Below are 21,875 nucleotides of genomic sequence, written 5' to 3'. Positions count from 1 at the left end.
GCCGTGTCTCCCCCAACCGGCCAAGGAAGGCCGCGGCTCCGCTATCCTTTCGTGCTGCCTGCGGTAACTCCCTCGATAATTTTCTCTTGCAATACGGCATATACGACAATGACCGGCAGCACGCTGAACATGATGGATGCGGCCAAGCTGCCATAGTTCATGTTGAACTGGTTCATGAACGCAACCATTCCCGTCGGAAGCGTTCGAAGCTTTTCTTTGGAGAGAAATAAATAAGCCATGACAAACTCGTTCCAATTGGACAAAAAGTTCAATATGAACACCGTCACCAGCGCCGGAACGGTAATAGGAAGGATCATTCTGGCGAACAAGCCGAAGGCGCTTAATCCGTCCATGACCCCCGCTTCCTCCAGCTCCTGCGGGATCGATTTCATAAACGCGGAGATTATGAACACCGTTAACGGCAGGCCGAATGTGATATATGGAAACAACAGCGCGAAATGCGTATTGTACAAATGAAGGTCGCGCAGCCAAATGAACAACGGCAAAATCAGCGTCCCGCCCGGAACGAGAAGCGCCAGCAGCAGCAATCCGCCGACCGCTTTGTTAACCGCTTTCATCCTCATTCTTGTAAGCGCATAAGCCGCGGCGGCTGCGAGCAACATCGTTACTACACTTGCCAATATACTAACATAGAAGCTATTGAAAAAATAAGTGCTGACTTTCGCTCCCGTCCAGGCGTTCGTATAATTGCTGAACGTGAATTGCTGGGGCAATCCCCACGGATTGGAGATGATTTCTTTATTCGTTTTGAACGAGGAGTTCAATATCCATACAAGCGGATACAGTGTGAAGATCAGATAGCACCACAGCATCAAATGGATCAATGCGCGTTTCATCATTGCGGTTTTCATGTCTCCACCTCCCCGAATCGTTTGGACACCAGCTGAAATAGAACCGTTAATGCGAGGGTGAACAGCACGATCAGAATAGAAATCGCATTGCCGTACCCGTATTCGTTCAGCCGCGTGCCTTGCTTGATCATATAGGTGGCCAGCACTTCGGTCTGGTTCGCAGGCCCTCCGCCGGTCATGACCATTACAATATCAAGCGCCTTCATCGCTCCGGTTATCGACAACAGAATAATGACCATAATGACCGAGCGAATAAGCGGAATCGTAATATGCCATGCTTTGGACCAGCCGGTAGCCCCGTCGAGCTCTGCGGCCTCGTATACTTCCTTCGAAATGCCAAGAATGGCCGCCAATACAAGCACGACATAGAATCCGGTCCATTGCCAGGCGTTCGTAACGAGAATAGCGAGCATCGCCGTCTTGTCGTCGGCAAGCCACGTATGGACCAGACTGCCGGCTCCGGCCGATTTGAGCAGCTGGTTCAGTAATCCGATCTCCGGATGGTAGATGAAGGAGAACAGGATGCCGACGACGGCGGTGGACAAAATGCTCGGAACAAACACGGTCGTCTTATACAAGCCCTTCCAGCGCCGGATCGAGGAGATGGCAATGCCCAGCACGATGATAACGGGAATTTGCACCACGACGGCAAACAGAATGAAGCAGATGTTATTGAGCAGCGAATGCCAGACCAGCTCGTCTTGGAACGCTTGAATGAAATTGTCGAGCCCGTTGAATTCGGGCTGATTAACCCCGTCCCAGCGGGTAAACGCGTACTGCAGCGACTGAAGCAGAGGAATCATGAAAAACATCATGTAAAACAACATCGTAGGGATGATGAATAGTGTATAAGTGAGCGGATTGCGCATCGTCTTATTCATTGCGGAGTCCTCCTTACTTCCTGCCTTTTGCGAAAGGATGGGCCTACCGTCCGGCAGCAAGAACGGGTATCCCGTTATGGCGAGATACCCGCATCCGTGGTAGGGACTATTTTTTCGTATCCTTGTTCGCGTCGTCCTGCGCCTTTTGCACCTTTTCCGTCACTTTCTCAGCGGTGGATTTGCCCCCGAGAAGCTCCTGCATTCCTGCCTCCAGCGCTTCTCTTACCTTCGCCTGAACGACGGAATCGAATGCCGGAAACTGCTTCGCATTGGCCGCATTCAAAATTTCTCCGACGATCGGATTCACACCGGACAAATCGGACAGCTTCATGGCCGGCAGGAAGCCGGATTCCTTCAGCTGGCGCTTCTGCATTTCCTCGCTGTACATCAGCTTGATGAATTCCTTAACCGCTTTGAGCTCGGAATCGTTCAATGCCGCCGAGAAGCCGTAGCCGTTGGAATAACTGCCGTTGATCAGCCCGTCGCCCTTGCCGCCGACACCTGGGAAGTTGAAGAAGCCGACGTCGTTCGGAATCTTCGATTTCTCCGGATCGACGACCGCCGAGTTGGCCCAGCTGCCGTCAAATAGCATGGCTGCTTCGCCTATGCGGAACTTGTTCTGCTGCTCGGCATATTTCAAGCCCAGGTTGCCTTCCTGGAAATATCCTTTTTTCACCAATGTTTCATATCGCTTGAATGCGTCCAGCACATCGGGGTCCGTCCATTTCTTGCTGCCGCTTAAGAACCCGGCTACGGAATCCGCTCCTGCGGTTCGCACCCACAGCGTATTCATCATCATGTTGATAACCCAGCCGTCGGCCGAAGCGAGTGCCAGAGGCGTAATTTGCTTCGCTTTTGCTTTTTCGCTTACAGCAAGAAATTCGTCCCAAGTTTTCGGAACCTCTACGCCAAGCTCCTTGAATATTTTTTTATTGTAAAATACGCCCTCTACGAAGCCTGCCGTAGGCAAGCCGTACACTTTCCCGTCGACCATAAATTCGTCCAGGTTGAAAAACTTGTCTTTCAAACCGAGCTCGCTCAAAATCGGGGTCAAATCAAGCAGTCTGTTCGCTTTCACATATTTCTGGGTATCGGTTCCGCCGAATAAATCGAATATTTTGGGCGGCGTTCCCGCGGCCATTTCCGCAGGGAGCTTTTCGAATCGGTTGACCTTATCCTCTACGCCTTCAAGCTCCACTTTCAGACCGGGGACATTGGCTTCCATCTTCTTGGCTACATCCTCGAGCAATTTCAACCGGAGCTTCGCATCGTCCCTGACCTGGGTATGTCTGAGCGATACGGTAAACGCCTTGGCTTCCGGCTTCTTCTCCCCCGTATTGCTGCCTGGAGCCGGATTCGTATTCGTCTTCGGCTGCTCGCCGCAGCCTGCTGCGACACTTGATACGAGAAGCAATAATGCCAGCCCTGCGGCCGCTTTCTTCTTCATATGACCCCTCCGCGATTCAAAGTGTAAGAATTTGCTTTGATAAGGTTGATTATAGGGGCGCACCGCGGTTCACAACAGGGTATGAAATCGATACTAAGGGGATAAATTTATCTACTGTCGTAAAAATTTTTGAAACGCATTCGCACCCTCTTGCGTATTACTTATATTGTGTGTACTATTTTGGCGAGATCACACACAGATAAAGTCTAATGAAACCGCTGTATGTCGATTTGCGTCATTTATTTTTTTTAGCCAACTGTTTTTATTGCCAATAGATGTGATCTTCGATACGCTTTATTGCTTACCCTATGTGGTATAATAACATCAATTTATATAAAGGTTAGGAGAATCGCTAATGAGTAGAGCACAGGATGCTTCCATGTTGTTAAAAAGCTTGCTCGCAATGGGACGCCAAATGAAGCGGTCGCTTCAAACCATCATTATGGATCCGCAATTAAACAATTCGACCATATCCGTTATGTTTCAGTTAGAGCATCAATCTATGAAAATGAACGATATTGCCGATTATTTAACCATCACCTTGGGAGCGGCTACAAGCCTTGTCGATAAGCTGGAGCGGCAGAACATTGTCGAACGGATCCGCTCGGTAGAGGACCGGCGCATCATTTACGTACAATTAACGGATACCGGCAAGGAAAAGCTGAATTCGCTGCGGGAACACATCTGGGCGGAAGCGAATACGATTTTTGCCAACCTGCCGGAGGAGCAAATGCAAGAGTATATTCAGACGGTCGATCGGATAACCAGACATTTGGGCGAGTACAACGGCTGTGTCGGGGAAAAATCATGCCAGGAGCAGCAGTAAAGGCGCTTTATGTGAGCCGAAATAACCGGATATTTTTGAAACCGTTATCAAAAAAAGGAAATTAGTAAGACCGCCCCGCCGGATACCGGCAGGAGGCGGTCTATTCGTATGTTTATTCGACGCCTTATTTCAAGAAATTTGTTGTCATGAACGCTACACATACCGGTTCGGAAACGGCAATCTCCTGCCCTGTCCATTCCAGCATGCCGTTTGTCCGGTCGATCCGAAATGTAACTAGATTATCCGATTCCTGGTTCGCTGCAACCAGGAAGTTACCGTCGGGAGTGATCCCGAAGTTTCTCGGTGTCCTGCCGCGGGTCGGCACATGTCCGATTGGCGTCAGCCGGCCGTATGTTGGCTCGACCGCAAAGACGGCGATGCTGTCATGGCCGCGGTTGGAGCCATACAGAAACTTGCCGTCCGGAGACAAATGCAGATCGGCGCAGGTGTTGCTTCCTTGAAAATCGGCGGGCAGCACCGGTACCGTCTGAACCGGGCTCAGGCTTCCTTGGCCCGCATCGTAATCGTAGGCTGTTATCGTGCCGTTAAGCTCGTTGATAACATAAGCTCTCGGCTGATCCGGGTGAAATACGAAATGGCGCGGACCTGCGCCGGCATCCGTCTCCGTTTCATCATGCGGAACAAGTCCGCCCTGCTCCGGAGCGTTCAAATAAACGACGAGCTTGTCGCGCCCTAGATCCGGTACCACTGCATAGCGGCCGGAAGGATCCATCACAACGGAATGCGGATGAGGCGCTTCCTGACGGTCCGTCGCTAGGCTTGCTCCCTTGTGCGCGATGATTTGCGAGGCCGGCTCCAGCCCGCCATCTTCATTCCGCAGCGGGAATCGAGCGACGCTGCCGCCGGAGTAGTTGGCAACGAGCAAGCTTGCGCCATGCGCTCCGTGCCGATCTACGATCACGTAGCAAGGATCGTTGCCATGTGTAAGCTGCCTCGGTCCGTGCTCCGTCAGCTTGCCCGACTCGGGATCGATACGGTAGCAGGCAACCGCACCGCCGGGCTGGCCGTCGGTTTCGTGCACCTCGCTTACGGCATACAGCTTCCCGCCCTCAGCATCAACGGCGAGAAACGAAGCGTTGCGTATTCCCGTCACCTGCTGCACAAGCTCCGGCTTGTCCAGAGACGAATCGCAGCGGAACACGGATATGGCCGCTTCCTTTTTGTTCGTATAGCAGCCGACATACATGATAAGAGCATTATCCTTACTTGGCATCGTCAGGAATCCTCCTTGGTTTTAAAGCTTATAGAAACGCGCCGCGTTGTTGCCGAAAATATCTTCAAGATCCGTAGAGGTCAAGCCGGAAGGCAGCGTATGCTCCAGCAGCTTGTACACTTCGCTGTATTCCGCCGCGAGCAGGCAGACCGGCCAATCGCTGCCGTACATGACTCTTTGCGGGCCGAAATGTTCCACAACGTGGCGCACGTAAGGAACGAAATGCTCCTCCTGCCAATTCTCATGATCGGCTTCCGTTACCATGCCGGACAGCTTGCAATATACGTTCGGGTGCTCCGCCGCGATTTGTGCCATTAAGGCTTTCCAAGGCTCCGTCTGCTGAGCGGAAATGACCGGCTTGGCAATATGGTCAATTACAGCGTGCAGCTTAGGCAGCTGCTCCAGCAGCTTGACGGTCTTCTCCAGCTGATGCGTCTTGATTAACAGATCGACCGGGAACTGCTCCCGTTCGAAAAAGCGCAGCGCTTCCAATACGGCAGGCCGGAAAGCAAATTCCATATCAATATCTTGCAGCATGATCCGAATGCCTTTGAAATAGCGGTTTGGCTTCAAACGCTCGTAGTCGCTGCGGAAGCCCGCATCTTCCAGATCCAGCCAGCCTACTACTCCGGCTATCGTATCGTTGTCCTCGGCGAGCTTGAGCATAAACTCGGTCTCCGCTACCGTTGCGGCAGCTTGAACGACGATCGTCTTATCGATACCGTTAGCTTGCAAATGCTCCTTGAGCTGCTCAGGCAAAAAATCCCGGTACAACACCGTCGATTCCGGCGTCAGCCAATCATAGTCCCCGCGGTCCAGCTTCCAATAATGCTGATGTGCATCGATTCTCACAGCCGCATCCTCCCTATCGTTTCCTTCGATCGATTACCGATTTTTGTCACTTACATGTCTGATAATAAACGAAGTCACTTCATTTCACAACAGGCCGCCGGCGATAGCGTCCGCCGTTCTGATGGCCAGCGCTGCCGTAGTCAAGGTAGGATTGGCGGCGCCGGATGTAGGCAGCACGCTATTGTCAGCCACATACAAGCCAGTGACACCGTGGACCTGGCCGTGGGCGTTCGTGACCGAATACGCCGGATCCGTGCCCATGCGGCATGTGCCGCATTCATGGTACGGCCTGCCGGGAAGTCGCAAGCAGAGATCAGGTTCTCCATCTCTTGGCACAGGTGCCGCTCCCAAGGCGGCCATGCTCTTCATGAGTTCTTCGGCCATCCGGGTGATCACAAGACGGTCTTTGTCGCTGTAGGAGAAGCGGACCCGGATTTCCGGCACGCCATAGGCATCGGTCTTCAGAGGGTCCAATTCGACCCGGTTCACATAACGGGACTCCACCTCGCCAAATCCGCTTAAGTCAAACAGGAGCTTCTCCTGCAGCGGCCCGTTAAGCGACTGGGTCCAGAAATTGCCGCTGATTTGAATTTGGAAATGGCGCTCGGCCGTTGAAGGAATAAGAATGCCAAGACCTCCAAGCATCTCGGGAAATTGCTTTCGGCTAATTGAAGCTTGGGTCGTAACGATAGTATGATTGGTTAAGTAATGACCGACGCTCGTTCCCCCGATTCCTGAGTTCAGAAGAATCCTTGGTGTCTCCAGAGTGCTTGCGGACAAAATAATGATCGGTGACCGGACGGTATACGATTTTTTGTCTTTTGACATGACCTTAACGCCCGTTACTCTGCCGTCTTCGGTAAAGAGCCGCACCGCCCTGGCATTGACCGCCAGATCGAACGGACGCGCATGTCTCGCAGCGGCCAAAAATTGAATCGAACTGAAAAATACATTCGAGTGGATGACCCCGAATGTGGTCGACTCCAGATCCGCAGCAATCGGGTAGGCCTCAGCATCGGGATAACCCTGCTCACGCAGCCGCTCCAGCAAAATTCGGGTATAGGGGGATTCCCCGGAAAACTGCCTCGTCACCCGCATGAATTGCTCGGCTATGTTGTAATATGGCTCCAGCTCCGATTCGGTGACAGGCCACCCTTCCAGCTCGAACCCTCTTCTGCGCGGAGTGACCGCGCCCCAAAATATCGTTCTTCCCCCAAGCAGCCGAAACCGCCGGAATCCCCGGAATTCAGGCAAGACCTCACCGAGCGGCTCTGACACCCGAGGATTGAGCAGGTAAGCTTCCGCAAGCTCCTCGTTCATTGTGGAGATATTTTGGACGTGCGTCGGAATAACAGGCTCCCCGGCTTCTATCATCCCTATCCGTTTCCCCTCTTGTCTCCACCGCTCGCACAATCTCCATAGGGCGGCTCCTCCCCCCGCTCCGCTGCCTATTACGAGAGCATCGTATTGCGTCGCCGCCATTTGCTCCAGACTTACGGTTGGAATCCAATATTTCAGGTAGTCCGGCCCGGGGAGAGGACAGTAAACCGGTAACTTTCCATCTACCGCCGATGCCTCGTTAATTGGCCTATCCTTCCGTGCATGAAAACGAATGTTCACCCTCGCGCCACTTCCTTATCCTGAGTTGCCTTAGAGCATTATATGAGCCGAAAATGGGCTTTTGTTCCATCGATACCGGATTGACAGAGAAAAAACAGCGTGGTATAGTGTGGGTAATTTAGTTCTTCAAAGACGTGGATGGGGAAAGTAGACACGGTGAATTTCTAAGCGACTCAGGGACGGTGCGAGCCTGGGATTGAAGCCATGACGAAAGCCGCCCCGGAGTCGCCCTCTGAACATTGCAGTAAGAGAAGGCCGGTTTCCGCCGTTATCGGAATGAGTGGACATGATGATGTCAATTAGGGTGGTACCGCGTGAGCCAAAGCTCTCGTCCCTTTCCGGGGATGGAGGGCTTTTTTTGTTGCTTCCTTACCGGAAATAACCTGCCTCCCTATCTCTATTACGCTTCTTTTGCGCTGTTTTTAAGTGCGAGGTTGGCGCAACCGGAGGCGCGTCATGATGTCAATTAGGGTGGTAACGCGTGAGTTTTAGGCTCTCGTCCCTTTATAGGGGCGAGGGCTTTTTGTATTTCAATCCATATTTCATTCCAAAGAAAGCTGGTGTAACCATGATTACAAATTGGTCCGATCGCATTTCTCCTACCATCCAGAACATTCCCCCTTCAGGAATTCGCCGTTTTTTCGATATGGCTTCCGAAATGAAAGGCGTCATATCGCTCGGGGTCGGCGAGCCCGACTTTGTAACTCCCTGGAACATCCGGGAAAACGGCATTCAATCGTTAAGGCAAGGCTATACGATGTATTCTTCCAACGCCGGACTGCTGGAGCTCCGGGAAGAAATCGCCCGCCATTTGCACGACTGGTACAGAGTCAAGTACGAGCCGCGCAATGAAGTGCTTGTTACGGTCGGTGTCAGCGAAGCGGTAGACCTTGCACTCCGCGCCATCCTCCATCCGGGAGATGAAGTGCTGATTGCCGAGCCTTGCTACGTGTCCTATGCGCCCTGCACGATCATGGCCGGAGGGGTGGCCGTTCCTTTGAGCACCGATGCCGACAATGAATTCCGGCTTACCGCAGAGCAGCTGGAAGCTGCTATTACACCGCGTACCAAGGCATTGCTTATCAATTATCCGAACAATCCGACCGGCGCTACGATGCCGCGCGAGGAATTGGAGAAAATCGCCAAGGTGGTGGAGAAGCACGACTTGATCGTCATCTCCGACGAGGTGTATGACAAACTGACTTATGTAGGCGAGCATACTTGTTTCGCAGCGCTGCCCGGCATGAGAGACCGGACGATTTTGCTGAACGGATTTTCCAAGGCTTACGCCATGACCGGATGGCGACTCGGGTATGCATGCGGCCATCCGGAAGTGATCAGCGCCATGACCAAAATCCACCAATATACGATGATCTGCGCTCCCATGACGACACAAAAGGCTGCTATCGAAGCGCTGCGCAACGGCACGGAGGAGATGAAGGAAATGGTCGCTTCCTACGACCAGCGCCGCCGTCTTGTACTGAAAGGGTTCGAGGAGATCGGGCTGCCCTGCTTCGAGCCGAAGGGCGCGTTCTATGCCTTCCCTTCCATTAAGCATACGGGACTGACGTCCGAGCAATTCGCCGAGCAGCTGCTTAACGAGACCAAGGTAGCCATTGTCCCCGGCAATGTGCTGGGCGCATGCGGTGAAGGTCATATCCGCTGCTCTTATGCTTCCTCCGTTCAGAACCTGACCGAAGCGCTGGAACGGATGGGTACTTTTTTACAGAGCTTGACGCAAAAAGTGTAGGCTGACGCTTCGGCCGCATCCAGTTAACGAGCTTTTCTCTTGAACATGGCCGCAATCGTAATGAGCACTAACGGAACGTACGCTACAGCAAAGCTCATCAGCGGCCTTACGACGGCAACATTGTCGCGGAACTCCGCATCGGTTCTAAACATGGTGAGGGCGAGCAGCAGAACGATCAGTGTGATGGGGAAGGTTACTATGCTTTCATCTTGAAACTGAAACAGCTGCGCCGCCACCCTTGTCAAAACAAACAGCACGATGGTTGTTTTCATAAAAGAACCGACTATCAGCGAAACGCCGATAATGGATTCCACTCGTTCGAAAATACTCTCGACACTAACCATCCGGGCAATCTGGAACAAGGAAAACCGCAAATCTCCAGCCATCGGGCCAAACGCCATGATCGTGCATACCGTAACGATAAGCAGCCCTACCGTATGGAGAAGCAAGGCAATATGCAACGATGCCCCCGGTGATTTTCCTTTTTCCGTGCGGACGTAAGGCATTAACATGGTCAGCAGCACCACGTCTGCATAAGGCACTCCAAACGCCATATAGGCGCCGTGAAGAACGGGATTGAAGCCTTTCGGAAGCAAGGGAGTAAGGAATTCCGGCTGGTAATAAGGCAGGACCAGCAACAGGACCGCTATAATGAAAGTGAACATGACCATGATCAGCAAGATGAACATTCGGGCCATAACTTCAATACCTGCTTTTACAGTCAATGCCGCCGTCATCAGTATCAGCACATCAAAGACGTAATCGGGAGTCAGTCGCATCATCGACGTGGTGAAGAATGCGGAAATATCTCTTACGATATTGGCTGTCAGCATGAGCGGCATACTGATAAAAGGAATAATAATGACAGCCGTCCAGCCTGGGCCTATCGCTTGCTTCAAGATTTCGACGATAGTCAATCCCGGGTAGCGGCGGTATAAATACAAAATACAGATGAGCGCCGGCAATCCCAGCCCATAGGCGAGAAGAATGGATATCCAGGCAGCGTTCGAAGACGCACCTATGAGAGGCTGAGGAATGTTGACAATGGAGGAACCCGTTAGCGAAATGAGAAACAGAGCGCTCAACTGCGCTACACTGATCGTTTCTTTTCTCAAGCGTTTCCCCCCTTTTGGTAGCTAGTATTTGCCATTATGGCTGGAAATATTTGCGTCCGGATCGAAGAATTGTGCTGATGCGGAAGAGACCGCATATACTGACAGCAGCGAAAGCTCTGTACATTTCGTTCGAAGGGGTGGCGGAATACGTGAAAAGGGCATTTTCCATCCGAATCCATGATTCGTCAGTGATGCCGAAGCGCTCGGACCGATATAAAAAAGCGCTCATCGTCTACGGAGACGATGAGGGGCACCGACACAAAGATGTCGCTCAAGTCATGGGCGGCTGGCTTCGGGAGGAAGGCTTTGATGTCACGCTTTCCGATACGCTGGACAGCTTTTTGGAGACGAACCGCTTGAAATCGATGCATTTAATTGTACTGATCTGGACTAGAGGAACGATTCAACCGCAGCAGCTGGCCAATTTGTTATCCGCTGTTCGCGATGGCGTCGGATTTACCGGAATTCACAGCACCATAGGCGCCTTTCGCGGAGAGATCGACTTTCATCATATGATCGGAGGGCAGTTTCTGGCGCATCCGGGGGGCGCGGACACGACCTATACCGTGCACATGTCTGGCAATCACCCGCAAATAACGCAAGGGCTGTCCGACTTTACTGTAACGACGGAAAAATACTATATGATGCTGGATCCGGCGATCTGCGTATTGGCATGGACGTGCTTCGGCGAAGTGGAAATGCCCGTGGCCTGGACGAAAAGCTATGGACACGGAAGGATTATGTACTGCTCCCTCGGCCACACCTTGAACATGGTTACTCTGCCTCAGGTCGAGATACTAATGAAGCGTGGCATGAATTGGGCGTCCCGATAGCTTTACGTTTCATTAGTCTGGTGCTTTTACCGCTTCTACAATCCGCTTGCCCGGCTGCTCTAACAAATAATCTACGGCTTCGTCCAGATTGGGCCATGGCAAATCCAGAACATAAATCACAACCAGGTACAGAGAGCATAGCATTAGAATACTGTAAACCATCCGCTCATGGCGGCGAAGCTTTCGCAGCTTTGGAAATTCGCAGGCCAATACTGCGCTGTAGCATAGGAGCATGACCAACAATTTTTCGAATATGGTTCTCATTTCGCTATCGATCTGCCGGAGGTTGTTCCCGTATTTCGAAGAACGACCCGGACGTCAAATTCAAATTTCACATGAGCGAACCGCTCTTCCCAATCCGGCTTCCAGCGTTTCCATAGCTTCAGATGCTGCCTGTACACTTTGTTGCCAAGTCCAAGGGAATCCACCTTCCTCTGCTGCAAATGCCGGACTAGCTCCCGCATTTCCTGCACAACCTTCTTTTCTACCTTCCGGGTAAAGGCCATCTCCTGCTCGCGCGTTTTAATCGTGGAACAGTGCATCTCACCTACCGCCCCTTCTATATTGGTTATGTAATGAACTGTCAACGTCTCCCCTTCAATCTTCATCTCCGATGTCGTGTAGGAGTTGAACACCTCCACCGATTCGTCTTCAAAATGCTGCCCGCTGTCATTTTTGCTGCAGGGCAGGTCAATAACCCCGCTCTCGTAATCATTCGTCAGCATCGAGAGCCGTTGAGCTTCATTGGAAGTGAGGAGGTCGACCATCTTCCCCTTCTTCAAAACCGCAATCCCGTCGACCGTCGCATCCTCACCATGAAAGCGCAAATAAGGAACCGTTCCGAAGCCGGTCTCGCTCTTTATTTGCAGTGCGATGTTGATAAGCGCCGTTTTGACGGTTTTGGAGGAAAAGCGGGATGCCGTTTCTTGAATCCGCTTGAGCTGCTGCGCCATTGTATTTTCAATGAAGGGCTTTATGCTTATATATTTGCGTGCTTCCCCTTCCGTAATAAATACGAGTATCGTTCCGCGAGGCTCGTGATCCCGTGAGTAAAAGTCCAGGACACTTCCGAGTCCCTGCGATTTGGCCAGCGATTCACTCACAAGAATGACGCGCATATGGTCCCATTTCGCTTTCCGGCCAAGATGAATGGGTATATCGCGAATCGCTTCAAATACCGAATGGCCTGTCGTTTTGACTTGGAATGAGGAAGGCCCTCCTTTGGCCGCCATATGGGACTCCATCCCCCCTCCGCCTGGCTTGTAAAACAGTGTCGTCAACTCGGTATCTCCCACCCGGTTCTCGTCTATCGCCGCTCCTTGTACGAAGCCGTACTCCGGCAGCTCCGCCTTATCCCAGCATCCTGTCAGCAGGACGGAAAATACCATGAACCCAATAGTTAGCCAGGATGTTCTCATCGATATTCCCTCATTCCATCTACCGGTTGATCTAACGCCGCCCGCCGCCCATCCTGCGGACACGCGAGGAGCGGAGCAAATACTTTAACGGAGCGCGAATCAGCACGTCTCTCAGCTGTCCGGGATGCAGCGGAGCGTAGGCTGACAAATAAGGCTGGCCTAACGATCTCAAAGCAGTCAAATGCAGCAGAATAAGCAAGTATCCGATCATCAGGCCGAAAACACCAAGCGTCGCCGCAAATATCATGAGAGGGAAGCGCAGTATCCTTACGGTAATTCCCAGGTTGTATTGCGGCATTGAGAACGAGGCGATCCCTGTAAGCGCTACGACGATAACCATGATCGGCGATGCAATCTTTGCTTGAATGGCAGCTTGTCCTATGACAAGCGCTCCCACGATGCTGACGGCGGAGCCTACGGGTCTTGGCAGACGAATGCCCGCTTCCCTCATGATCTCAAAGAAAAACTCCATGATGAGGGCCTCCAGATAAGCGGGAAAAGGAATTCCTTCCCTTGTATCGAGAATGGCGAGCAATAATACCGTCGGGATCAATTCGGGATGATACGTCGAAAAAGCGATATAAAGACTCGGCAGCGTAAGCGCCATGAAAAAAGCGGCGAACCGGATGGTGCGAACGAGCGTTGAGTAAACGGTACGTTCATAATAATCCTCGCTTGTTGACAGAAACTCAACGAACAGGCCGGGACATATAAGAATGGAGGGCGTTCCGGACACCAGAACAATGATTTTGCCGTCAAGCAGTGCCGATATGGCAACATCCGGCCGCTCGGTATATCGATACTGGGGAAACGGCGAATAGGTCGAATCCTCGATAAGCTCTTCTACATATGACGTTTCCAAAATATTTAAATCTTGAACCTGGACGATTCTTCGTTTGAATTCAGCCAATGTTTCGGGATTCACATTTCCGTCCATATACCCGTAAGCTACCACCGATTTAGTCTGGCCTTGGGTCGTGATGGTCTGGATTTTGAATTGGGAGTCCCGCAGCCGCGACCTTAGAACACCGATATTTTTGGTTATGCTCTCGACCGTGCTGTCATGCGGGCCGCGGACAACGGGTTCATTAATCGGTTCGCCGACTTGTCTCGTCTCTACTGCATAAGCAGGGAAACCAAGGGCAAATTCCCAGCTGTCCAGAAAAATGACAACCTCCCCGTTGAGCACTGCATGTACCGTTTCAGGGAAATGGGTCCATACGACAGCAGGTCTTGTTGACACGCCTTGCCTGCTGAAGAACAGCTTCACCTCTTCGATATTTACAGCTTCGATAGGCTTGTTCTCGCGTTCGGACAAATCCTGCAGAACCGTTTGCAGAAAGTTCACTTTGTGCGAATCAATAAGACTCTCGCAATAGACAGCGATGGACTCATATTCGAATCGGGGACCGAAACGGTACCGGGTTATGATAATATCCGAGCAGTTGGCGAACGCTTTGTCCAGCCGCTCGTAATTTTGGTACAGGCTGCAAGAAATGGCGTCATCCGTACGGTTACCGGGTTGCTTGTTATCCATCTCGCTCCCCCTTTTTCCTATGGTTCCTTGGTCTTGTTATCATTTCTCAAAATGGGAATGATATGCATCCAATGCCTTCGCCCTGCTGTCTTTGCGTCCTCTTGAGACAATGACAAAAGCCCCTGAGCAATCAGCTCAGAGGCGTCTGTTTAAGCAACGATTATTTATTCTTCAATCCGTCTAATAATTTATTCGCTTCTTCCTCGGCGGTTCTCATCATCGTATTGATATCCATTTCACCCGATGAAACCTTGTTTAAGTTTTTCGTGTAGGTGCCAAGAATCGGAACCTGGCTTTCCGCAACCGATTTGTCGGCGATGGCTGGGAATTTGTTGTAGAAGAAGGCTGCGTAGTTCTTTCCTTTAAAAGCGCTTTCTTGTCCGAGCGCCTTTTGGATCGATTCGTTTTTCAACGTTGTCATGATGCCTTTCTTGGAGTATTCCATTTGATATTCGTCCGACGTCAAATATTTGAGCACTTCCATGGCGGCGTCCTTGTCCTTGGCCATCTTCGTAATGGCAAAATAGCCCGGGTACGATTGCGGTCCTACTCCCGGCATATCCGGCATGGTCGGTGCGGAGACGATATCCCAGTTGAACTTGGACAGCTCCTCTTTCATTACTTGCGGCATAACCGGCGAGGAGATGTACATCGCCGTCGTTTGCTCCTTCGCGAAGAAATTCAAATCAAGGATTTTCCCTTTGTTGTTAGCCATCGCCTTCTGGTACACCGGGTTGTTCGTTGGCTGAATCAGCTGCAGGTCCAATACTTGCTTCCATTTCTCGTTCGTAATGGTGGAGCGCTTATTCTTATCAATTAACGGCAGCGAATATTGGTTAACAAGGAACAGATGGTTTACCGACGGTGAAAAACCGGTATACGTGATGCCGTCCTTCTCGACATTCAGCTTCTTGGCGATTTCGTTCAGCTCGACCCACGTCATGCCGTCCTTCGGGTAAGGAACGTTCAGCTTGTCGAAGATGTCCTTGTTGTAGAACAAAGCCATGCGCTCGTTATATACGGGCAGACCATAGATTGCACCGTTGCCCAGCTGCTTCATGACGTCGATTAGGGAAGGCTCGAAGCGGCTCAAGTCCACCTGATGCTTTTTGAGCAAATCGGTCATATCGTAGCTGAGCTCGTATACCATGTTGCTGGACGGAAACGAGCCGATGGAATCCCAGTGAATATCGATTCGTGTGCCTGCATTGATCAAATCCGGCAGATCGGTTCCTTGCGCTCTTTGTATGTATTTGATGGTGTAGTTCGGGAATTTCTTGCGGATCGCATCGCCGTATCGGTCGTTGAAGCTGGCCTCGGAATCGCGGCTCATCGAGTAGAATACGAGCTCGGCCGGCTCTTTGTTTTCCTTTACCGCTGCCTCCTTGGGCTCTTGCGTCGCACCTGCAGGACCGCTTCCATTGTTGCCCCCGCAAGCGGTGCCCACCATGCTTACCGCCGCCAATGCGGCCAAGGTGCCTGCCATTTTCTTTTTCATTGAAACATCCCCCTTAAATCATCCAAAAATAAGAAAATATTACAGTAAAGATTTACACAAAAGCCCGCACCGGTAATCACAACGAGCTTTTGTGTTTCATCTAGGCTGTCTTAGTTGTGAACTGCCGCAACGGTTTCCGCGTTGACCAGCGCATCGCCTATGAGCTCCAGGCAAACGATGGCGTTCAGCGACCATTGCGAGACCGTATTGGTTGCGATCCAAGGGATTTCCTTGATCGGACGTATATACTCAAGCGTTGGAACAGGCTTCGTAATTTCCGTCAGGGTGACCTTTCCTACTTCGTCGTTCAGCAGGATGTCCCAGGCTAGCTTAGCCAAGGCTTCATCTTTGTTGTGGAACGCTGCATAGGCTGCGATGCCAGTGGAGAACATCGGCCACGCATAGCCTCCGTTGCCCAGATCGCCAGCCAGCTTCTGGCGTTTCTCTTCCCGCGGCAAATTATAGAATTCGCCGATCTCCACGAGCATGCTCTGCCATTCGGCGTCCTTCAGCATCAGCGCGAGCTCCATCCAAACCTGCGGACCGCCCATGCAAATAGCCAAGTGGCCTCCGGCATTGTTGCCCATGTCGTACAGCTTGCCGGTTTTCGGATCGTAGCCGTGAACGGCGAGATTTTTCATCCGGTTCGGCATGTTCTTCAAGCTTTCAATGCCTGTAAGCAGCTTGTCACGATATCCTGTATCCTCGTAGCGTTCCCAGCGGGTCATCCAGTTGGAGCTGAACGCCGCCCAATCCGGACCTACACGGGCGTGTGTCGGATACTCGTCTTTCGGGAAGTAATAGCGCATCGGATCGAGATGCACCGTCGTATAATCGGAATCGGTCACCTCGTCCATGATATCCCCGATCCGCTCGTCGGCAGTCAAGTAATAGTAAAAGCGGTGCAGGCCAGCCATGCTGATCCGCGCTTCCTTGCAGCCGCAGCCCCAGTGAACGACGTTGTGCCTGGAGCCGAGCCCCGCGTATTCGCCGAAATGGTACACGTCGACTTCACTCGTATGCCGCGTCATCGCTTCCGCCATGCGGAAGATGTCTTCCCGGCCGGAGCGGAGGAACATGTACCAGAGCCACATGTTCGGCACGAGCTCCGTATTCTGCCATGCGCAGCCGCCGATATCGTAACGCCAAGCATGACGCGTCGGATCGTAGCCGTGCATGACGTCGCCGAAGTCCCAGAACCCGTACCAGCGGCGCTGCTCGATCTCTTCCTTGTAGAACTCGATGCCGGCGTTCAGTTGGTCTTCCAGCCGGGCGTGGGCTTGCGTGCTGTGATTCGGAAGGCTCCAGACGCCGAACGCTTTGACTTCGTGATAGTATTCAGGCTCGCATACAAGCAGGGATGGAGACTGGCACTCCAATGCCGCTGCATACAACGTTTCGTGAGAAGGGGTCTGGTCGTAGCACCAGATCGCCAGCTCGCTTGTGTTCGCGATGCCGTAAGGAGTGCTGCGCATTTCATCGAAGCCCTCATAGGAAGACTGAAGGTGCGTCGTCGTGTCATAATGGCGCAAATCCATCGGTTCGGCGTCGGGAGACCAGAACCATACCGTCATTTCCGCTTCGTCCTTGGACGTATGATGAAGCTCCATGGACGAAGGGTACTTTTTCCAGAAGTTGCGGACGCCTACGCCCAATCCTCCGTTTTCTCCGCCGGCATAGACCGTTCCTAGCGAGCGCTGTCCGAACGCCGAGCGCAGCCATGTGCAGCCTTCCTGCGTCCGCTTCGTAATCGTATAGGAATCGGCGGTGCCTTGAACAAGCTTGAAGCTGTCCCATACGGCCGATTCCTCGATCAGTCCGATGAAGCGCTCGTCTTCCTCCGCGTCGAACCCTACCTTTTCACCAGCCGTCTGGCGTTTGAAAATCTCTTGATACTTCCCGTTGGTCCGGAAAGTCATCAGATGCTTCGGAGATTCGGCGAAAAGCCCGCTGTCTCCGGTAAAGCGGATATGACGGTTGTACAAAGGCCCTTGCATCGGTACGCGGAACGTCATACCGATCCCTTTGATGAAGTCCATGTGCGGGTTGCCGTCGAATACGAACGTATGAAGCGCTTTGATCGTATGCTGTCCCGCATAAAAGTAAAGCCGCAGCGTGAACGGAATCCATTCCCGCACGCCGGTGTTCAGCTTATGATTGCCTTCGATGCGTACAACGGCGCGGATCGGGCCGTTCTGCTCGACAACAGCTTTGGAAATCCGGCTTGTAAAATGATGCTCCTTCGTTGTTTTCATCCCGGAGGTGGTATGACGCTCCTCCCGGATGCACTGCAGTTTACCGTCGGAGCATACCAAGGATCCTTCACGGTGAATCGAGCGGATCAGCGAGCTTCCTTCACGGTTCAAACGGCAGATGATGCTGCCTGTATCTACGGTAATGGTATCGTCCGATTCCGTTACTGCAACGGATTCAGCCGCAGCGGCGGCCTTGCCTTTTACAATGGAATAAGTATCGGAGCGCTCCCCTGCAATGGATACCGCATGCGCGGACCATTTGACGCTTCCGTCGGGCCAAAACGCCGTAGGCCAAGTCTGTACGGGAAGCTCCTCTCCATCCGTTCCGAGCAGTGTCAGCGATTCGCTGCGCTGCAGAACCCCTTCCGCCCACGGAATTCCCCAGGTAACGCCCGCTCCATCAGGTACATGCCCGCTTGTACCCAGCCATTTCAACTTGATTTGATCTGCTTGTATAGTCACTGTTTCGTTCGCTCCTTTAACTGTTAGCTTTGTATGGATTTCACAAATGGACGCAATGCAGGACATACTTCGGCCAGCCCGGCAACCGCGAGCCCCGCCACTTCTTTTGCTCCGTACTCGTTAAAATGCGTGTTGTCCTGTACTCCTTTGGGATAATTGGGATGCTGTCCCGCCTCAAGCCAGACAAACAGCTTCTTCGAGCTCTCAGGACCCAAAGCGCGGTACAGCGCTTCGGTCTTCGCTTCCAAATCCACCAGCAGTACTTGCTGCTCTCTCGCGAGCCTTTTCATCGCTTCCGGATAAGCCCCGTGGGTAGGGACCAGCTCTCCATCCGCATTAAAGTGTCTTCTCGCTACCGATGTGAACAATACGGGTGTGGCTCCGGATTTACGTGCGAGTGCAATATATTGCATCAAATGGTCCAAATAGGTCGTATCCGCATCGGTATGCCGCGCGGCATCCTGCTTTTGGTCGTTGTGCCCGAACTGAACGAACAAATAATCGCCTTGCTGTATCGATTCGGCGATGGGGTTCAAACGGCCTTCGTCAAGAAAGCTCTTGGAGCTTCTGCCGCAGGAAGCTTCATTGAATACCGCAATCTCCCCTTGGAGAAGCTCGGGGAGCATTTGTCCCCATCCGGCCATAGGAGACTGCTCGGCAGGATAGTTCGCGGCTGTCGAATCTCCGCTTATATAAATTCGAGTCGGTCTTGACACAAGCTTATCCCCTCTCCAGCGCATGAACGCTTAAATTGGCATACTCCCCGATCATCGGAGCCAGCTGGCGAAATCCGATCTTGCCGCCCTCCAGCCTCTTGCCGTATGCCGTTCCGTCATCATGCCATCGAAACACAATCATGTCGTTGATCTTGAATACGATTTCATCTTTCCATTTCAAAAGCTGGATACGGTACGGACCGGCGGCATCCTGAACCGAAGGAATCGGGTCTCCGCCCTGCGCTACCAGGTGCAGGCCGTAGCTTTTGCGCAAATTACACGTATGAAAGCTGCGTTCGTCCGCTTCCTTCCGGCGGAAATAAGATACATGGTACGCATGGATATCGCTGTGATGATATTGCGGATAAATGCCTGTTCGTTCCGCCAGCGACGGATCGAACAAATCTTCTCCGTTAGCCCCTTTGGCGGAGAAAAAGGTCATGCAAAGCCCGGGCTCGCGGATCGGCCAGAAATCCCAGGAAATCGCAATCGAATCCGGGAACTCGACCGGACACCAGAAGACGAAGTTCGCCTGCTGACCCAGCTTCGGATCGAGCACGTTCTCCATTCTCATTCTTCGCTGCGGAAAGCTGATGGCCGCCTGCCCTTCCATAATAAAATCACTTACATCGTGTTCGCCCGACAATGGATTCTGATAAAGCTGTTCTCCCAGCTTCCATTGTGCGGTCTCCGTTTGAGCTGCCATATTGCCTTCCTCCTTGCTTTATTGCTTTACTGTACTTGACGGGCTGTTTTCCAGCCATTGGATATTCTTGTGACGGCCGTCATCCGGCCTTAGACTTTGTTGCAGCGATTTTCACTTCCTTGCATCCAGCTGCTGTCAACAGCTTAAGCGGGCGCCGCAGGGCGCTTTTCCCCTAAAAAATGCAGAAAAAGAGGCTGTGTCTCACAACACAGCCCGGAGTGAATTATTTCTTTTTCGAAGCTGCATACAGATCGTTGATTTCTTTGACATAGTCGTCGCCGCCGCTCTTCTTCCACAGCTCTACAGCCGCTTTGAAGCCCGCCTCGTCGATTTGTCCCACGATGAACTTCGTTCTGGCATCGTTGATGATGTTATCCAACTGCGGTCCTTTTTGAGCGTATACGTTCGATACAAGCGGTTCTGCAGGGTTAGGCACGACGATGGATTCGTTCGCTTTTTGCACGTCGTTCGATTTTTTGCGAACCGGCGTTTGAACGACTTCAAGGTAACGGTTCTCAGGAATACCCATGAACATTTGGTTCAAGCCGCTGACTTCCTGATCCATCAAAGCCGTGTCCTTGGTAGGCTCGATGCCGCCTTCTACTTTCTTGTAATGCTTGCCTTCGATCCCGTTGAAGCCCAGGTTTTGCGCTTCCGTTTCGTTCAGCTTGTCCAGGAAGTTAAGCACTTGACGAAGCTCGGCTTCGGTTTTCACCGTCGATTTGGAGATAGCTACCATACCGGCATATCCGGAAGTCGGAAGCGCGCGGTTGCCTTTAGGACCGGATACGGAGCCCAAAATATCCATGAAATATTTGTCCTTCTGGTCTTTGCCCGCTTGCTGCAATGCCAGATGAATCTTATCGTCGATCCTTGCCGCGTTGTCCGTTACGTCGACCATGACGCCGGCTTGGCCGTTAACAATCGGATCGGTCCATTTGTTCGAATCCATAACCGCAAAATCCGCATTGATCAGCTTCTCGTCATACAGCTTTTTAAAGAACTTCAGAGCTTCCAAATACTCCGGTGTCGCATGGGCCGGAACTAGCTTGCCGCTTGCATCCTCACCCCATTTGTTAGGCACGCCAAACCAGGTTTGCATAATCTCGAAAGGCCCGTTGTACTTGGAAATAACCATGCCGTACGTATCGTTTTTGCCGTTTTTGTCTGGGTCTTTCGTTGTAAAGGCTTTCAGCATGTTGTAAAAGTCGTCAATCGTCTTCGGCTCTTGCATTCCAAGATTATCCAGCCACTCTTTGCGGTATACGATACCGTTTCTCCCGAGCGGTCTTGCGCGGTAGATGCCGTATACTTTGCCGTCGACGGAAATGTTGTTCAATACGATCGAATTCGCTTTGCTCAGGTTCGGATAGTCCTTCAAGTAAGGGCCGACTTCCCAGAAGGCGCCGGATCTTGCGGCATTGATGAAGCTTGCCGTCTTATCCTTAATAACCATGATGGTCGGCAGCTTGCCGGATGCGAGCGTAATGTTGATTTTGTCGGCATAAGAGGAATCCGGAACCCATTCCAGGTGAATTTTCGAGTTCGTGAATTTCTCCAGCTCAGCTACTACCGGGCTGCCGTCCTTTGGAAATGTAGGCTTAAAGGCCGGGAGCATAATGCTAAGCTCGACAGGGCCTTGTGCTGCTCCACCCCCATTGCTGGCTTCAGGAGCCTTGTTGTTGCCACAGCCTGCTGCTGTAATAGCGATACTGGAGATCACTACACCGCTTACCAATCGTTTCATTGCTTTCTTATTGGATTTCATGAATCATTGCCTCCCTTTATCTAGTAAACGTTATATATGGATACTCGCATGGCCGGAGTCGACTCTCTAAGATAGTCAGGCAATA

General features: G+C 52.0%; 18 protein-coding genes and 1 other annotated feature. Of the genes, 3 read left to right on the top strand and 15 right to left on the bottom strand.

What is annotated here, in order from left to right; translation table 11 throughout:
* Window positions 1-41: 41 nt before the first annotated feature.
* The 3 genes from DVH26_RS11770 to DVH26_RS11760 all read right to left on the bottom strand — a co-directional run bounded on the left by DVH26_RS11770 (window position 42) and on the right by DVH26_RS11760 (window position 3,200).
* Window positions 42-872: a carbohydrate ABC transporter permease gene (locus DVH26_RS11770; protein ID WP_239633875.1), complete on the bottom strand. Its 831-nt coding sequence runs from the start codon at window positions 870-872 to the stop codon at window positions 42-44.
* Window positions 869-1,753: a carbohydrate ABC transporter permease gene (locus DVH26_RS11765; RefSeq protein ID WP_239633874.1), complete on the bottom strand. Its 885-nt coding sequence runs from the start codon at window positions 1,751-1,753 to the stop codon at window positions 869-871. The genes DVH26_RS11770 and DVH26_RS11765 overlap by 4 nt, the downstream gene beginning before the upstream one ends.
* Before the next feature lie 106 nt (window positions 1,754-1,859).
* Entirely contained in the window at window positions 1,860-3,200 is a 1,341-nt protein-coding gene (locus DVH26_RS11760; RefSeq protein WP_239633873.1) for an extracellular solute-binding protein, read from the bottom strand.
* Window positions 3,201-3,555: 355 nt separating this feature from the next.
* On the opposite strand from DVH26_RS11760, the gene DVH26_RS11755 reads away from it, so the two are divergent.
* Window positions 3,556-4,026 carry a MarR family winged helix-turn-helix transcriptional regulator gene (locus DVH26_RS11755; protein WP_239633872.1) on the top strand — a complete coding sequence of 157 codons (471 nt, stop codon included), beginning with the start codon at window positions 3,556-3,558 and terminating at the stop codon, window positions 4,024-4,026.
* A 124-nt stretch (window positions 4,027-4,150) separates the two neighbouring features.
* Here the strand turns inward: DVH26_RS11755 and DVH26_RS11750 are convergent, their stop codons facing one another.
* The 3 genes from DVH26_RS11750 to DVH26_RS11740 form a co-directional block, all read right to left on the bottom strand.
* Entirely contained in the window at window positions 4,151-5,260 is a 1,110-nt protein-coding gene (locus DVH26_RS11750; RefSeq protein WP_239633871.1) for a lactonase family protein, read from the bottom strand.
* A 21-nt stretch (window positions 5,261-5,281) separates the two neighbouring features.
* Window positions 5,282-6,112 (bottom strand): amidohydrolase family protein, encoded by an 831-nt coding sequence (locus DVH26_RS11745; protein WP_239633870.1) that lies wholly within the window; start codon window positions 6,110-6,112, stop codon window positions 5,282-5,284.
* 84 nt (window positions 6,113-6,196) lie between these two features.
* Entirely contained in the window at window positions 6,197-7,732 is a 1,536-nt protein-coding gene (locus DVH26_RS11740; RefSeq protein WP_239633869.1) for a GMC oxidoreductase, read from the bottom strand.
* Between the two features lie 126 nt (window positions 7,733-7,858).
* Window positions 7,859-8,071 (top strand) — a binding site (T-box leader).
* 229 nt (window positions 8,072-8,300) lie between these two features.
* Between DVH26_RS11740 and DVH26_RS11735 the strand changes: the two genes are divergently transcribed.
* A complete protein-coding gene (locus tag DVH26_RS11735; protein WP_239633868.1) occupies window positions 8,301-9,482 on the top strand; it encodes an aminotransferase class I/II-fold pyridoxal phosphate-dependent enzyme in 1,182 nt (393 codons plus the stop codon).
* 23 nt (window positions 9,483-9,505) lie between these two features.
* Here the strand turns inward: DVH26_RS11735 and DVH26_RS11730 are convergent, their stop codons facing one another.
* Complete coding sequence (locus DVH26_RS11730; protein WP_239633867.1) at window positions 9,506-10,597, bottom strand: GerAB/ArcD/ProY family transporter; 1,092 nt, start codon at window positions 10,595-10,597, stop codon at window positions 9,506-9,508.
* A 149-nt stretch (window positions 10,598-10,746) separates the two neighbouring features.
* Between DVH26_RS11730 and DVH26_RS11725 the strand changes: the two genes are divergently transcribed.
* Complete coding sequence (locus tag DVH26_RS11725; protein WP_239633866.1) at window positions 10,747-11,430, top strand: ThuA domain-containing protein; 684 nt, start codon at window positions 10,747-10,749, stop codon at window positions 11,428-11,430.
* Window positions 11,431-11,442: 12 nt separating this feature from the next.
* Here DVH26_RS11725 and DVH26_RS11720 read toward each other — a convergent pair whose 3' ends face one another.
* The 8 genes from DVH26_RS11720 to DVH26_RS11685 all read right to left on the bottom strand — a co-directional run bounded on the left by DVH26_RS11720 (window position 11,443) and on the right by DVH26_RS11685 (window position 21,790).
* On the bottom strand, window positions 11,443-11,694 hold the full coding sequence (locus DVH26_RS11720; RefSeq protein WP_239633865.1) for a hypothetical protein: 252 nt from the start codon (window positions 11,692-11,694) through the stop codon (window positions 11,443-11,445).
* Window positions 11,691-12,848 (bottom strand): Ger(x)C family spore germination protein, encoded by a 1,158-nt coding sequence (locus DVH26_RS11715; protein ID WP_239633864.1) that lies wholly within the window; start codon window positions 12,846-12,848, stop codon window positions 11,691-11,693. Before DVH26_RS11715 ends, DVH26_RS11720 begins: the two co-directional genes overlap by 4 nt.
* A 31-nt stretch (window positions 12,849-12,879) precedes the next feature.
* Window positions 12,880-14,385: a spore germination protein gene (locus DVH26_RS11710; RefSeq protein WP_239633863.1), complete on the bottom strand. Its 1,506-nt coding sequence runs from the start codon at window positions 14,383-14,385 to the stop codon at window positions 12,880-12,882.
* Window positions 14,386-14,545: 160 nt separating this feature from the next.
* Complete coding sequence (locus DVH26_RS11705; RefSeq protein ID WP_239633862.1) at window positions 14,546-15,883, bottom strand: ABC transporter substrate-binding protein; 1,338 nt, start codon at window positions 15,881-15,883, stop codon at window positions 14,546-14,548.
* Between the two features lie 110 nt (window positions 15,884-15,993).
* Window positions 15,994-18,666 (bottom strand): exo-rhamnogalacturonan lyase family protein, encoded by a 2,673-nt coding sequence (locus DVH26_RS11700; RefSeq protein ID WP_239633861.1) that lies wholly within the window; start codon window positions 18,664-18,666, stop codon window positions 15,994-15,996.
* Entirely contained in the window at window positions 18,624-19,316 is a 693-nt protein-coding gene (locus tag DVH26_RS11695; RefSeq protein WP_239633860.1) for a rhamnogalacturonan acetylesterase, read from the bottom strand. Before DVH26_RS11695 ends, DVH26_RS11700 begins: the two co-directional genes overlap by 43 nt.
* A gap of 4 nt (window positions 19,317-19,320) precedes the next feature.
* Window positions 19,321-20,022, bottom strand: a complete 702-nt coding sequence (locus tag DVH26_RS11690) for a DUF1961 family protein (RefSeq protein WP_239633859.1) — start codon at window positions 20,020-20,022, stop codon at window positions 19,321-19,323.
* A gap of 223 nt (window positions 20,023-20,245) precedes the next feature.
* Window positions 20,246-21,790 carry an extracellular solute-binding protein gene (locus DVH26_RS11685; RefSeq protein ID WP_239633858.1) on the bottom strand — a complete coding sequence of 515 codons (1,545 nt, stop codon included), beginning with the start codon at window positions 21,788-21,790 and terminating at the stop codon, window positions 20,246-20,248.
* Window positions 21,791-21,875: the final 85 nt, after the last annotated feature.

The organism is Paenibacillus sp. H1-7 (assembly GCF_022354825.1).
In the GTDB taxonomy this organism is placed as follows: domain Bacteria; phylum Bacillota; class Bacilli; order Paenibacillales; family NBRC-103111; genus Paenibacillus_S.
Note: the sequence above shows the minus strand (reverse complement) of the source record. Positions and strands in the feature narration are given on the sequence as shown.